Source organism: Mycetocola tolaasinivorans (assembly GCF_003667565.1).
In the GTDB taxonomy this organism is placed as follows: domain Bacteria; phylum Actinomycetota; class Actinomycetes; order Actinomycetales; family Microbacteriaceae; genus Mycetocola; species Mycetocola tolaasinivorans.
Genome location: NZ_RCUX01000002.1, coordinates 190076 through 204314 on the forward strand (window position 1 = coordinate 190076; position 14239 = coordinate 204314).

Sequence of the window (14239 nt, forward strand, 5' to 3'; positions counted from 1 at the left end):
TCGTCTGAATTCCCAGACACACGTGTCGTGCGGCCCATACACCGCGGCGGTTTGAACCCTGTACGGTCAGGGCATGAGTACCCCATCACTGCATGATGATCCGCTCTGGCCACGCACTGGCGCCTGGCCCTCCCGCGGATCACAGCCGGGCGGCAACGTCGCCGACCTGGCCATCGTCGGTGTGCCCACCTGGCGCACCTCGCTCTCGCCCACCGGCGCGCAGCACACTCCCGACGCCATCCGGGCGGCCCTGCGGCGCTACTCCGGCCACAGCGTCAGCCTCGACGGCCTGACCGACACCGTGCTCGAGGAGGTCTTGACCCTCGTCGACGACGGCAATATCGCCGACCCGGACACCCCGGAAGGCGAGGCCGCGGCCATTCGCACACTGCGCGAATTGGCCTCCACCACCGAACTGCTCATAAGCTTGGGCGGAGACAACGCGGCCACCGTTCCGGCCGCACTCGGGGGATTTGGCGACAATCTCGCCACCGCCGGGCTCATCACGATCGACGCACACCATGACCTGCGCGACGGCGTGAGCAACGGATCACCGGTACGCCGCCTCATCCAGGCGGGCCTCGACGGCACCCGGGTGGTCCAGATCGGCATCGCCGACTTCGCGAACTCCCGCCAGTACCGTGAGCGGGCCCGCGATCTCGGCATCACCGTGATCCATCGCGATGCGCTGCACGATCGCACCCCGCAGGACATCGCCGCCGAGGCGCTGGCCATCGCGGGGGCTGCGGGAGGGCCCGTGCACGTCGACGTGGACGTGGACGTGTGCGATCGCAGCGTGGCACCGGCCTGCCCGGCATCGGTGCCGGGCGGACTTCAGGCGCATGAGCTGCGCCGCCTGACCCGGGCTCTCGCCCGGGATGCGCGGGTGCGCTCGCTCGACCTCACCGAGATCGACGCCACCGCCGACACCGCGGACGGCCGGACCATCCGGCTCGCCGCACTCCTCATTCTTGAGGCCGCCACCGGCCTTGCCCAACGAAAGGCTGCCCAATGAGCGCCGAAACCAACACCCCACCCGCATCGTCGCGCCTGGGTAAGGTAACCTCCGAAGGCCTGCGCCGCGGGCTCACCGCACGTCATATCCGTTTCATGGCGCTGGGTTCGGCCATCGGCACCGGGCTGTTCTACGGCTCCTCCGCCGCGATCAAGACCGCCGGGCCCGCGGTGCTGCTGGCCTACATGATCGGTGGCGCCGCCGTCTTCATGGTGATGCGAGCGCTCGGTGAAATGGCCGTGCGCCACCCCGTCTCCGGGTCGTTTGGGCAGTATGCCTCGCGCTACATCGGCCCGTTCGCCGGGTTCCTCACCGGCTGGACGTACACGTTCGAAATGTTCGTGGTGGCGCTCGCCGACGTTACGGCGTTCGCCGTCTACATGGGCTTCTGGTTCCCCGATGTCGATCGCTGGATCTGGATCCTCGCCCTCATCTTCTTCATCGCGGCGGTCAACCTCATCTCGGTCAAGGTCTTCGGCGAGCTCGAGTTCTGGTTCGCGCTGATCAAGATCGTGGCCATCATCGGCATGATCGCCGGTGGTATCGCCATCATCATCTTCGGCCTGGGCAACCAGAGTGAAAATGCCGCGGGCCTCGCCAACCTCTTCGAACACGGTGGATTCTTCCCCGGTGGCATCCTGGGCTTCCTCGCGGCCTTCACCATCGTGATGTTCGCGTTCGGTGGCATCGAGGTCATCGGTATCACCGCCGGTGAGGCACAGAACCCCAAGGTTGTGATCCCGAAGGCGATCAACTCGGTGCCCGTGCGCATCCTGCTGTTCTACGTTCTGACCCTCGGCGTGATCATGATGATCCAGCCCTGGAACACCATCGACGGCTCCAAGAGCCCGTTCGTGTCGATCTTCGACAGCCTCGGGCTGACCGGTGCCGCGCACATCCTAAACGCGGTCGTGATCACCGCGGCTGTCTCCGCGATCAACGCCGATATCTTCGGTGCCGGGCGCATGCTGCACGGCCTCGCCGAGCAGGGGCACGCGCCCAAGGCCTTCACGAGCCTCACCCGTACCGGTGTGCCGTGGCTCACCGTGATCGCCATGTCGGGGGCGCTCCTCGTGGGCGTGGTGCTGAACATCCTGTTCCCGGATCAGATCTTCTTCCTGATCGCCGCGCTCGCCACGTTCGCCACGGTCGTGGTGTGGCTGATGATCCTGATTTCGCACATCAGGATGAAGCGCGAAATCGCGCGAGACAACCTCCTGCCGAGCGAGTTCCCCGTGCCGCTGTGGCCGGTGGCCTCGTGGATTACCGTCGGGTTCATCGTGTTTGTGATCGTGATGATCGGCGTCATCCCGGGTACCCGAGACGCCCTCTGGGTCGGGCTGATCTGGATCGCGATTCTTGCGCTCGGCTACCGCTTCCTGGTGCGCCCGAACGGCAAGAAGCCGCGCGAGCTGGAAGACACCACCGCGCCCATCCGGGTGATCCCGCCGCAGGATCGCTAGCGCGCACGGTCAGTACTCTCCGGCCGCGCCGCCAGCGCACCGTCCAGCGCCGCCCGGCATCCTCGTGGATGCCGGGCGGCGCTGTGCTAACGTGACGAACATGTCCGCCGTGATCCCCAACAGCCTCAGCGAGCGGGTGTTTGAGAGCATCCGTGATCGGATCATCGACGGCACCCTCGCTCCCGGTGAGCGCCTGCGTGAGCGAGAGCTGGCGGCTGAGCTGGAGGTTTCCCGGGTACCCGTGCGTGAGGCCCTGCCCAGGCTCCTGGACGCCGGATACATCGCGGCGGGGCCCGGCCGAGGTATCGTCGTGCGCGATTTTGATCGAGCCGAGGTGATCGAGCTCTTCGACGTGCGCGCCCACCTGGATGTTTTGGCCGCGGAATCGGCCGCTCGCAACGTGGCTGCCGGCGCGGATGCGACCGCGTTGGCCGCCGCTCTCGAGGCCGTCACCTCGCGGTCGGAGAAGCCCGGTGCCGCCACGGCCGCGGCGGCGACCCTGCACGCGGAGATCGTCGCCCTCGCGAATAATTCGCTGCTGACGCGGCTTCTGCGCCCGGTGCTGGACCTCGACCGCCGCCTCGCCGCCCACGCCTACCGTGAGGATCACGCCGAGGCGCTCGAGGAACATCGCGGCCTCGCCGGGGCGATTCTGCGCGGGCGTCCCGAAGCCGCTGCCGGATTCGCGCGTGCTCATGTGGCCGAGGCGCGTCAGCGCGTGCTCGATACGCTGGATGCGACCGAATAACAAAAATTGGTATACCGAAATAGCGGGCACTGACGTTCCTGGCACTGATTTTACAATCCGGAAACACAATCGCCGCGCTGTAGACTTTCGCGAAGCCTAGTTTGGGTATACCGAAGCGGTGATCGAGTGACACCGCATCAGCGGAGGGATCACGGGTGACCACAGCACTGCAGCACCGAATCGGCGGGGTTCCCCACGTCGCCCTGATGCTCGCCCTGACGTTTTCCACCGGGGTGATCGATGCGGTGGGCTACGTCGGGCTCGACCGTGTGTTTACCGGAAACATGACCGGCAACGTGGTGCTGCTCGGGATGGCGCTCGTGGGGGCCGATCACCTGCCCATTCTGGGGCCGGTGATTGCCCTGGTCTGCTTCATGGCCGGTGCCGCAGCGAGCGGCCGCCTTGCTCGGGGATCCGAGCCCGGATGGACGAGGCGTAACACCGCCCAGCTCGGAATCGTCGCCGGTATTCTCGTTGCCTGCGCCGTCCTGGTGCTCGTCGCGCCGGTCGTCGAGATCACGGCACTCGCGCTCACGGTAACCGGCCTGCTCGGTGCCGCGATGGGCCTTCAGGCCGGTGCCGCCCGCCACCTCGCGGTGGCCGATGTGACCACCGTGGTGGTGACCTCAACCCTCGTCGGGCTGGCCTATGACTCCGTACTCGGACGTCACGCAACCCACCCGTGGCTGCGCCGCGCTCTCGCGGTCATTCTCATCGGGATGGGGGCCGCCGCGGGGGCCTGGTTACACCGGTTCGGACTGGCACCGGGCATCATTCTCTCGGCACTGATCACCCTCGTGGTTGCCTTCCTCGGGCACCTCGGTGCGCGCCGAATCGAGGCCTGACCATGGAACAGCGGGAGATCAAGACGGCGCAGAACGGCGCCTCCGAGATCGGGATCGGCCCGGTCCTACAGCGCGGAACCGGCCCGATCCGCTCCGCCCACTACGTTCATGCCGGAGCCGATACGGTGCTCTGGGGTCGGCTGCCCGCGGCGGGGGATGCTCCGCTCCTGACGGTGGACGACGGTACCGAGGTCACGATCGACACCGTGAGCCACGAGGGGCTTCTCGAGGACCAGGGGTCCGATCCGGCGGTGTTCTTCGGGTCTCACGGCGTCCCGATCGATCGCGTTCTTGAGGATGCGATCGAGATTGCCCGGAAGGCCCCGCGGGAGGCCGAAACCGATGGCCCGCACGTGGTCTCACGGCCCATTGCGGTGCGCGGTGCGAAGCCCGGGGATGTGCTCGGGATCACGCTGGTCGAGGCGCTGCGCCGAGTGCCCTACGGGGTGATCTCGAACCGCCACGGGCGGGGAGCCCTTCCCGACCGCTTCCCCGAGGGGCCGGAGAACGTGAGCGTGTTCAGCCCGGTGGTACCCGCCGAACCCGGCAATCTGGCCGCCGATGCTCCGGCATGGGGCAGCGTGCCGCTGCGGTCCGGCGAGGCCGGGCGCGCGCGATTCAAACTGCACCCCTTCCTCGGGATCATGGGCGTTGCGGTGGCCGAGACGGAGCGACCGCACTCGGTTCCGCCGGGCATCCACGGTGGCAATATCGATGTTTCACTGCTCACCCCGGGCAGCACGATCTTTCTGCCGGTTCAGGTGCCCGGAGCCCTCGCCTATGTGGGCGATCCGCACTTTGCGCAGGGCGATGGTGAGGTGTCGCTGACCGCGCTGGAGGCATCGCTGCGCGTCACGGTGCGGTTCGACCTGGTACCCGCCGCGGAGGCGGTGGCCCGCTGGGGAACCCTGACGGCCCCGCTGATTGAGACCCCCGATTTTGTGGTGCCCTGCGGCCTGGGGAGCACCCTGGATGAGGCGATGCGTGCCTGCGTGGAGGCGAGCGTATCTCTGCTGGGGGCCCGCTACAGCATGGAGGCGCACCTTGCCTACGCGTATCTCAGTGCCGCCACCGACTTCCGCATCTCGCAGGTGGTTGACCGGGTGGTGGGGGTACACGCGACGATTCGGCGCTCCGACTTCACCGCGGGCCACGGCTCGGCAGCGCTCGTAGCCGCGAGCGAAGCCTATGAGCGGGCACTCACCGGAAACGACGTGGAAGCGCTCGCCGCCGCGTTTGTCAGCGGACCGGGCGCGCTGCGCGCCGATGCCCACGGCGTACTGCGCGGGTCGGCGGACATCTTCGGGTTCCGTTCTCGCCGCGGTGGCACCGCGAGCCGCACGGTCGTGAACCGGGACATTCGCTGGATCGACGCGCACAACGCGCTGATGATGGTCGAGACCCGCACCGCTGCGGGTGGTCGCGGGCTCAACACCCAGCACTGGACCCTGGGCGCGGAGGGCTGGAAGATCGCGCTGGCCCACGTTTCGGCGCCGGCACCGGCGATCGATCCGGCCGTGTGGCGGATCGTAGGCACCCCGCTCGTGCCGGCCGCGGCGTCGGGTGCGCTCTCGGGGGAGCGGATCGCCGTCAAGGATCTGTTTGCCGTTGCCGGCCAGCGCATTGGTGCCGGGGTACCCGCATATCTTGCCGAAGATGCCGTGGAACCCGAGCATGCGCCCGCACTCGCGGCCCTGCTCAGTGCGGGTGCCGAGGTTACCGGGATCGCCCAGACCGACGAGTTTGCCTACGGGCTCTCGGGCACCAGCGGCCCGCATTCCCCCGCCGCGAATCCCGCGGCCCCGGGTCGCCTCCCCGGCGGATCGACCAGCGGCCCCGCCGTAGCGGTCGCCTCCGGGCAGGCGAGTATCGCGCTCGGCACCGACACCGCGGGCTCGATCCGGGTGCCCGCCGCCTATCAGGGGCTGTGGGGGCTGCGCACGACCCACGGACTCGTTTCGCGCACGGGCGTCCTCCCGCTGGCCCCGAGCTTCGACAGCGTCGGCTGGCTCACCCGGGAACCGGGGTTGCTCCGGCGGGTACTCGCCGCGAGCGTGCCGGGGCCCGACACCCCTAGCGCTCGCGTTACGGAAGTTATTACGGTTCCGAGTCTCCTGCGCGGCGTGGAGTGCTCGGTCGCGACGGCCCTCTTTGCGGCGTTTGCGACGCTGGGCGAGCTCGGATACTCCACGACCAGCACCGAGCTCGACCGCCTCGACGAGGTACCCGAGGTCTTCCGGCTCGTGCAGGCGGGTGAGGCTCACGCCGCCCACGGTGAGTGGGTTGCCGCACATCCGGGCGCGCTTCAACCGGCGGTTGCCGCGAGGTTCCGGGCGGCGGCCGAGCTGGATCCCGAGGTAATCGCGGGGGCGCGTGTGCACCAAACAGAGCTGCGCGGGCTGCTCAACGAGGCCCTCGGAGACCGCCTCCTCCTGATTCCCACAACGCCGGGGCCCGCCCCGCGCGTGGATATCCCGCCAGCGGAGCTCGATGCCGTGCGCGTCGCAACCCTGCGCCTCACCACGATCGCCTCGCTGACTGGCCGGCCGGCACTCGCGTTCCCCGTTCCTGGCACACCAGCCTCTCCGCCGATCGGTCTCAGCCTGATCGGACCACCCGGCAGCGAGCACACCCTGCTCGACCTCGCCGATTCCCTCACCCGACAGCTCACCACCTCGTTCGACCGGGAGACCGTATGACCATCCACACCAGCGCACCCGCCTTCGCCTCCGAGCCCATCGCCCCGCCGCAGCGGCTCCTCATGGGCCCCGGGCCGATCAACGCCGATCCGCGAGTATTGCGCGCGATGTCGGCGGGTCTGATCGGCCAGTTTGATCCGGCGATGACCACGTATATGAGCCAGACTCAGGAGCTCTATCGCCGGGTATTCCAGACCCGGAATGAGCACACGCTGCTGATCGATGGCACCGCCCGCGCGGGCATCGAGGCCGCACTGTTCTCGCTCATCACGCCGGGGGATCGAGTACTCGTACCGATCTTTGGCCGGTTCGGCGGCCTGCTGCGCGAGATCTGCGAGCGGGCCGGTGCCGAGGTGCACGTCCGTGAGATTCCGTGGGGTACGGTGTTCCGCCCCGAGCAGATCGCCGAGGCAATCGCGCAGACCCGGCCCGCGCTGGTTGCTCTCGTCCACGGTGATACCTCGACCACGATGATGCAGCCGCTCGACGGGCTGCGGGAGATCTGCGATCGCTACGGCGCGCTGCTCTACACCGATGTCACGGCCTCGCTGGGCGGAAACCCCTTTGATCAGGATGCCCTCGGGGTGGATGCCGCGACCGCGGGCCTGCAGAAGTGTCTGGGCGGTCCCTCGGGGAGTGCCCCGGCCGCATTCTCGCCCGCGGCGGTCGAACGCATTGAGCGCCGGCACAGCGTGGAGGCGGGGCTGAGAGATCCGGGGCAGTACGCCTCCGAGCACCGCATTCGCTCGAACTACTTTGATCTGGGCATGATCTTTGACTACTGGGGGGCAACCCGCCTGAACCACCACACCGAGGCGACGAGCATGCTCTATGCGGCCCACGAGTGTGCCCGCATCATTGTGACCGAGGGGCTCGCGGAGACGATCGAGCGCCACCGGGTGCACGGTGCCGCGATGCACGCCGGCGTGCTGGGCCTCGGGCTGCGCGACTTCGGTGAGGCGCAGCACCGGATGAACAACGTGGTGGCCGTGCACATCCCCGAGGGCGTGAACGGGGATGCCGTGCGTGCCGACATGCTGAATGACTTCGCGATTGAAATCGGCACCTCGTTTGGGCCGCTGCACGGGAAAGTGTGGCGCATCGGCACGATGGGATACAACGCCCGCCGGGACACCGTGCTCTCCACGCTCGCCGCGCTCGAATCGGTGCTGGTGCGCCACGGGGTCTCGGTTCCGCGCTCGGGCGGGGTGGAGGCCGCGCTCGACAGCTACCGTGCCGCGGGGAACCCCGCGTGAGTGCCGAGGGTGAGCTGATCGCCGAGAGGATTGCCGCGCTGGCCGCGGTGTCCGCCCGGCCGGATGCCCTCGAACGCGTCCACCTGAGCCCCGAGCACGCGGCCGTCAACGCGCTCGTGGCACCCTGGTTTACCGAGGCGGGGCTCGCCGTGCGGGTGGATGCGGCCGGAAACCTCTGCGGCCGGATCGAGGGGCGAACGCCTGGCCTCCCCGCCCTGCTGCTCGGCTCGCACTTCGATACTGTGCCCGATGCCGGCCGTTATGACGGCATGCTCGGCGTGCTGCTCGCGCTCGCCGCGATCCGCCGGCTGGCACCCGAGGCACGGCGCCTGCCCTTTGCCCTGGAGATCGTCGCACTGAGCGATGAGGAGGGCACCCGCTTCGGCACGGCCCTCTCGGGGAGCCGCGCGCTCGCCGGCACCTTTGACCCCGCGTGGTGGGATGTCCGCGATGCGGAGGGCGTGAGCTACCGCGAGGCCGCGGTGTCGTTTGGCCTTGATCCCGCGCGCATCGCCGAGGCTGGGCGGGCACCGCACGAGCTCGTGGGCTACCTCGAAACCCACATCGAGCAGGGCCCGGAGCTCCTGGATCAGGATCGCCCGCTCGGGGTCGTGTCCTCGATCGGGGCCGCGACCCGGCACACGGTCGTGGTGACGGGGAAGGCCGGGCACGCTGGTGGCACCCCCTGGGCTCGTCGCCGCGATGCGCTGGTGAGCGCGAGCGAGATGATTCTGGCGGGCGAGGCCATCGCGCGGGAGGCCGGGGCGCTCGCCACGGTCGGGACGATCCGCGCGTTCCCCGGCGGGGTCAATGTCATCCCCGGCCGGGTGGAGTTCAGCCTGGATCTCCGCGCGGAATCCACCGCGCTGCGTGAGTCGACCCTCGCCCGCATCGCCTCGGCCGCGCGGGCCGTGGGAGAGCGCCGTCGCGTGAGCGTCGAGTGGCGAGAAAACTATCGTGCCGACGCCGTGGTGTGTGCGCCCGCGCTGCGTGCGGCAGTGGAGAACGGTATCGCTGGCGCTACCGGTGCCGCTGTTCCCGCCCCGATCTGGAGCCGAGCCGGACACGATGGCCTGGCGATTGCCGCGATCACCGACGTCGCGATGCTGTTTGTGCGCTGCGGTAACGACGGCATTAGCCATCACCCCGATGAGAGCGTGCTCGCCGCGGATATCGACACCGCCCTGGACGCCCTGACCCGCACGATCGAAACCCTCGCCGAGCACCACCGCGCCCCCTAGTTTGCACCACCACATCCCCTTGCCTTCCTCCCACTTTCCCCCATCCGGATGGAGCACACCCGATGTCCTCGACCCCTCACAACGCTGATCTCATCATTCACGCCGAGCGCGCCCTCATTGACGGCGCATTCCGCCCGGCGAGTGTGCACGTGCACGGTGGCCGCATTTCGGCGATCACCGCGCTGGATGCGGCCCCGCCGGGCATCGTCCTCCCCGCGGGCCAGGTGCTGCTGCCGGGTCTCGTGGACACCCACGTACACGTGAATGAGCCCGGCCGCACCGAGTGGGAGGGCTTCGATTCGGCCACCCGCGCGGCCGCCCGTGGCGGGGTCACGACCCTGCTGGACATGCCGCTGAACTCGATCCCGGTCACGACCACCGTTGCCGCGCTCGAGGCCAAGCTGGCCGCGGCTATCCCGCAGCTGCGGGTGGACGTCGGGTTCTGGGGTGGCGCGGTACCCGAGAACGGTGGGGATCTGCGCCCGCTTCACGAGGCCGGGGTTTTCGGTTTCAAGGCGTTTCTTGCGCCCTCGGGGATCGACGAGTTTGGACACCTGGATGAGTCCGAGCTGAACATCGTGCTCGCGGCGCTCGCCGAGGTGGATGCCCTGCTGATCGTGCACGCGGAGTCCCCAGCGGTGCTGGACGCCCAGCCCGAGGCGGTGGATGGCGGCTATCCGGAGTTTCTGCGCTCGCGGCCCGAATCGGCCGAGCGCGATGCCATCCGCATGGTGATCCAGGGCCTGGAGCGTACCGGCGGCCGCGCGCACATCCTGCACCTGTCGGCGGCCAGCGCGCTCGATCAGATCCGGGCGGCCAAGGCCGCGGGGCTGCGCCTCACCGTGGAGACCTGCCCGCACTACCTGGGGCTGAGCGCCGAGGACGTGCCCGCCGGTGGCACCGAGTTTAAGTGCTGCCCGCCCATCCGTGACGCGGGAAACCGGGCGGCGCTCTGGGCAGCCCTCGCCGATGGCACGATTGACACCATCGCCTCGGATCACTCACCCAGCACCATCGAACAGAAGCGCCGCGGCGACGGCGACTTCCGCGTGGCCTGGGGCGGCGTCTCCGGCCTCGAGGTGGAGCTGCCGGTGGTCTGGACCGCCGCGCGCGAGTTCGGGATGCCGCTTGAGCGCGTGATCGCGCTTCTCTCCGCCGCCCCGGCCCGTCTCGTGGGCCTCACCGACGTGGGCAGCATCGCGGTGGGCAATCGCGCTCACCTCGTGGCCTTCGATCCGGACGCCGCATTCACCGTCCATGCCGAACACCTCGCGCATCGCAATAAGATCTCCGCCTTCGACGGCCGCCGCCTGCACGGCGTGGTCGAGCGCGTGTGGCTGCACGGTGCCGAGATCACCGAGGATTCGTCTCCCGCGGGGCAGGTGCGTCGGCGACCCTAAACCAATGACGAAGCGCCGCGACCCGTGAGGATCGCGGCGCTCTCGTTCGTGTCGGTTAGCTTCCTGGCCGGCTGATTTTTGCCGGGAGGGGGAGGGTACGTTCGGTCCAGACCTTCGCGCGCGGTGGGGCGTAGGGGCCGTGCTTGCTCGTGGTGAGGCCCGCGGCGAGGAGGGTTTCGGCGAGGCGCACGGCCTGGCCCACGCCGTCGACCACGGGGATGCCGCCGAGGCGTTCGGACAGCCGCGCATCGAGCCCGCCGAATGCCGCACAGCCGAGCACGATGACGTCGGCACCGGCATCAAGCAGCAGCCGCGACTCACGTTCCAACGCATCGAGCCCCGGATCCGCACCGTCGGAGGTGGCCACCCCCGCGTGCGACACCGGAATTCCCGACGCGCGCACCCCGGCCGAGCGGCCCGAGAGGCCGATCAGCTCGATGGTGTCCGCGATGCCCGCGAGCGTGGACGCGAGCGTGGTCACGACGCCGAACCGGTGCCCGAGGAGGCAGGCGGTGAGCACGGCGGCCTCGGTGATGTCCACCACCGGAACGTTTGCGAGCTGGCGTACTCCCTCGCGGCCGTGCTCCCCGAAACCGGCGAGCACCACCGCGTCATAGGATCGCTCCTGAGCGACCCGCTCGATCACCGCGGCCGCACTGAGGTAGCTCTCCAGGTAGCCCTCGGCGGAGGTCGGCCCCCAGGTGGGCTGCACCGCCCGCACCACGCAGGTGCGGGCGGCCGCCTGGGCGGTGCGGGCGATCCCCGCGGTGACCTGCGCATCGGTATTGCAGTTCACCACGAGGATCGTCGGCGGGAGATCGCTCAGCACAGCTCTCCGTCTTGCGCGACCACGCGGCCCGCGTGAATGACCACGCGGCCCAGCTGCGGGCGATCCATCACCGAGGAGGTCGGAGTCTCGCCGGGGATGAGCACGAGCTCGGCCGGGTCGCCCACGGCCACGCCGGGCCGTCCGGAACCGGCGGCGGTGAGCGTGCGGTCGATCACGCGCGCACCGCCCCAGGTTGCGAGTTCGAGGGCGTCCTCGATCTTCTGATCACGACTGTAGTTCTGCACGAAGGCGAGCTGCCAGGTGCGATCCAGCATGTCCGCGTTGCCGTAGGGCGACCAGTAGTCGCGCTGGCCGTCCATGCCGAGGCCCACCCGGATCCCCGCACTCGCCATCCGCTCCAGCGGGAGCACCCAGCCGGGGCCGGCCGGCGCGATATGGGTGATCGCGATATCCAGTTCGGCGACCTGCTCGAGCGCCCGCTCGACCTGCGGCAGGCCGCTGCCAAGGGCCGGGGCATGCGAGATCGACACCTGCCCCTGCATGTTCAGCGCGCGAACCCGCTCGAAAATGAGGTCCATCGAGAACAGGCCCAGCAGACCCGCCTCGTGCAGGTGAATGTCCGCCCCCGCGCCATGGCGCTCGGCAAGCTCAAACACCGTGTTGAGGTGGCGCACCGGATCGCGATCGATCTCGCAGGGATCGATCCCGCCCACCAGGTTGCCGCCCGAGCGCAGCGCCTCGGACATCAGCTCGGGAACGCCGGGCTCGCGGTGGATACCCACCTGCGGGAACACCACGATCTCCACTTCGGCGCGATCGGCGTAGGCCTCGCGGGCGGCGAGCACCCCGGCGAACTTTTCCAGGCCCGAGTCGGCATCTACCTGCGCGTGCGAGCGCACCCGGGTCGCGCCGTGCGTGATCATCCGCTCGAGCGTAAACGTTGCCCGCTCGGCCACCGATTTCTCGGCCGAACGCCAGTTCGCGCGGTCGTTGTAGATGCGACCATCCCGGCCGGATTCCCCCGAGTAGGGGCGGAAGGGCAGGCCGAGTCTGGTGGAGTCCAGGTGCACGTGCGTGTCGGAGAACGACGGCAGAAGGAGACGATCCGCGCCGTCCAACACGTCGGCCGTGGGGGCATCGGGGTGGGGGGCCACCTCGGCACCGACCGCCACGATAACCCCGCCCGAGAGCAGAACATCGGTGGTATCGGCACCCCAGGGGCGCACATTGGTGATCAGCAGGGAGGGGGTCATGTCACTCACTTCGCATAGGTGATGTCGGCGATCACATACTCGCCATCGGCGCGGGGCTTCCAGGTGATGCCGTCGCGGACCGCGTAGTCGGTGTTCGGGGTGTACAGGCCGATGATGTGGGCCTGCTCCACGTTCAGCTTATGCAGCGCGGCAAAGGCCGCGATGCGCTCGTCTCCGGAGACTGTGCGCTGCTTCAGCACGAGTTCCTTCGCGGCCGGGTCCTTCGCATAGTCGTTCTGGCCGCCGGCGAAGAGGTTCGTAACCGGCATGTCACCATCGAGGGTCGAGGGTGCCCAGGTGTTGAGGTAGAGCCCCGCGGCATTCACGGTCGAGTAGATGATCGAGGAGAGGGTGGCCTGATCGGTACCCGCCAGCTCGATGTTCAGCCCCACGGCCTTGAGATAGCCCTGGATGGCCTGCGCAACGTTGGAGCTCAGCGGAATGCGGCCACTCGTGGCGTACTGGAAGGTGATCTTCTCGCCGTTGTAACCGGCCTCTGCGAGCAGCGACTTGGCCTTCGCCGGGTCGAACTCGTGGGTCGCGGCGTCCTTCACATAGCCCGCCACCGAGGGGGCAATGACCTGGTCGTTTGCGGTACCGCTGCCCGAGAGCACCTTCGACACCAGCGACTTCTCGTCGATGGCGAGCGAGATCGCCTGGCGCACCTTCGCATTGGCGAGCACACCCGCGGTCGAGTTGATGCCGAGGAACACCGATCCGTTGCCGGTACGGCTCTTCACCGAGGCACCCGGGGAGTTGAACCCGGTGGCCTGGTTGGGGGAGATCAGCGCGATGTCGAGGCTGCCGGAGATCACGCCGTTGAGGCGGGCATCCTCATCGCCCACGGTCTGGAATACGACCTTCTTGGTTTCGGGTGCCTTGCCCCAGTAGTCGGGGTTTGCGACCATCGTGTAGTTCACGCCGCGGGTGTAGCTCTCAAACGTGAAGGGGCCGCTGCCCACGGGGGCCTTCGCGAAGCCGTCAGATCCGAGCTTCTCGTAGACCTTCTCCGGCACGATCGAGATCGCGGTGGTGATCGAGGGCCACGGGGAGAACGGGGCGTTCAGATCAAACTCGACGGTGTCCTTCGCGGTCGCGCGCACCGACTTCAGTGTCTCCATGTAGCCGAGGTTGTCGGAGTCCGGGGAGGCGAGGATCTTGTTGTAGGTGTAGGCCACGTCCTCGGCGGTTACCGGGTCGCCGTTGCTGAACTTTGCATCGGTTCGGATGGTGAACGACCACGTGGTGAAGTCGGCGTTCGGGGTCCACTTGGTGGCCAGGCGCGGGGTCAGCTCGCCATCCGCGCTGAGCTGGGTCAGCTGATCGAACTCGTTGTAGTAGTAGTTGTAGCCGGCGAGGGAGCCGTCCATGATGGGATCCGGCGACTTCTCCGGTTCGGCTACCTGGCCGATGGTGAGGGTGCGGTCACCGGAGGTTCCGGTGGCGCCGGCCGAACATCCCGCGAGCAGCAGGGTCGCGGCGACCGAGATCGCCAGGGTGGCAGTGAGGGAACGTCTCATCGCGATACT

Annotated in this window: 11 protein-coding genes; 8 read left to right on the forward strand and 3 right to left on the reverse strand. The window is 68.6% G+C overall.

The annotated features are described in order from the left end of the window. Positions 1–73 precede the first annotated feature (73 nt). The 8 genes from D9V32_RS02770 to allB all read left to right on the forward strand — a co-directional run bounded on the left by D9V32_RS02770 (position 74) and on the right by allB (position 10667). Positions 74–1015 (forward strand): arginase family protein, encoded by a 942-nt coding sequence (locus tag D9V32_RS02770; RefSeq protein WP_121647375.1) that lies wholly within the window; start codon positions 74–76, stop codon positions 1013–1015. Further along, the gene (locus D9V32_RS02775; RefSeq protein ID WP_121647376.1) at positions 1012–2478 is read left to right on the forward strand and encodes an amino acid permease; all 1467 of its coding nucleotides are present in this window, start codon (positions 1012–1014) and stop codon (positions 2476–2478) included. The genes D9V32_RS02770 and D9V32_RS02775 overlap by 4 nt, the downstream gene beginning before the upstream one ends. A 100-nt stretch (positions 2479–2578) precedes the next feature. Further along, entirely contained in the window at positions 2579–3226 is a 648-nt protein-coding gene (locus tag D9V32_RS02780) for a GntR family transcriptional regulator (RefSeq protein WP_121647377.1), read from the forward strand. Between the two features lie 155 nt (positions 3227–3381). Further along, complete coding sequence (locus D9V32_RS02785) at positions 3382–4071, forward strand: YoaK family protein (protein ID WP_245981967.1); 690 nt, start codon at positions 3382–3384, stop codon at positions 4069–4071. Positions 4072–4073: 2 nt separating this feature from the next. After that, entirely contained in the window at positions 4074–6770 is a 2697-nt protein-coding gene (locus D9V32_RS02790; RefSeq protein WP_121647378.1) for an AtzH-like domain-containing protein, read from the forward strand. Then, a complete protein-coding gene (locus D9V32_RS02795) occupies positions 6767–8026 on the forward strand; it encodes a pyridoxal-phosphate-dependent aminotransferase family protein (protein ID WP_245981970.1) in 1260 nt (419 codons plus the stop codon). Before D9V32_RS02790 ends, D9V32_RS02795 begins: the two co-directional genes overlap by 4 nt. Continuing rightward, on the forward strand, positions 8023–9267 hold the full coding sequence (locus D9V32_RS02800) for an allantoate amidohydrolase (protein ID WP_121647379.1): 1245 nt from the start codon (positions 8023–8025) through the stop codon (positions 9265–9267). The genes D9V32_RS02795 and D9V32_RS02800 overlap by 4 nt, the downstream gene beginning before the upstream one ends. 62 nt (positions 9268–9329) lie before the next feature. Next, the gene (allB, locus tag D9V32_RS02805; RefSeq protein WP_121647380.1) at positions 9330–10667 is read left to right on the forward strand and encodes an allantoinase AllB; all 1338 of its coding nucleotides are present in this window, start codon (positions 9330–9332) and stop codon (positions 10665–10667) included. Between the two features lie 55 nt (positions 10668–10722). On the opposite strand, the gene D9V32_RS02810 is transcribed toward allB, so the two are convergent. The 3 genes from D9V32_RS02810 to D9V32_RS02820 are packed head-to-tail and all read right to left on the reverse strand — an operon-like array spanning position 10723 to position 14230. Beyond that, positions 10723–11496: an aspartate/glutamate racemase family protein gene (locus D9V32_RS02810; RefSeq protein WP_220700639.1), complete on the reverse strand. Its 774-nt coding sequence runs from the start codon at positions 11494–11496 to the stop codon at positions 10723–10725. Beyond that, a complete protein-coding gene (locus D9V32_RS02815) occupies positions 11490–12710 on the reverse strand; it encodes an amidohydrolase family protein (RefSeq protein WP_220700640.1) in 1221 nt (406 codons plus the stop codon). The genes D9V32_RS02810 and D9V32_RS02815 overlap by 7 nt, the downstream gene beginning before the upstream one ends. Before the next feature lie 5 nt (positions 12711–12715). Further along, positions 12716–14230: an ABC transporter substrate-binding protein gene (locus tag D9V32_RS02820; protein ID WP_183086146.1), complete on the reverse strand. Its 1515-nt coding sequence runs from the start codon at positions 14228–14230 to the stop codon at positions 12716–12718. Positions 14231–14239 lie beyond the last annotated feature (9 nt).

Bases quoted from the DNA above. Each gene is read 5' to 3' on its own strand.
- D9V32_RS02770 (WP_121647375.1), top strand. From the start codon at position 74: ATGAGTACCCCATCACTGCATGATGATCCGCTCTGGCCACGCACTGGC.
- D9V32_RS02775 (WP_121647376.1), top strand. From the start codon at position 1,012: ATGAGCGCCGAAACCAACACCCCACCCGCATCGTCGCGCCTGGGTAAG.
- D9V32_RS02780 (WP_121647377.1), top strand. From the start codon at position 2,579: ATGTCCGCCGTGATCCCCAACAGCCTCAGCGAGCGGGTGTTTGAGAGC.
- D9V32_RS02790 (WP_121647378.1), top strand. From the start codon at position 4,074: ATGGAACAGCGGGAGATCAAGACGGCGCAGAACGGCGCCTCCGAGATC.
- D9V32_RS02795 (WP_245981970.1), top strand. From the start codon at position 6,767: ATGACCATCCACACCAGCGCACCCGCCTTCGCCTCCGAGCCCATCGCC.
- allB (WP_121647380.1), top strand. From the start codon at position 9,330: ATGTCCTCGACCCCTCACAACGCTGATCTCATCATTCACGCCGAGCGC.
- D9V32_RS02815 (WP_220700640.1), bottom strand. From the start codon at position 12,710: ATGACCCCCTCCCTGCTGATCACCAATGTGCGCCCCTGGGGTGCCGAT.
- D9V32_RS02820 (WP_183086146.1), bottom strand. From the start codon at position 14,230: ATGAGACGTTCCCTCACTGCCACCCTGGCGATCTCGGTCGCCGCGACC.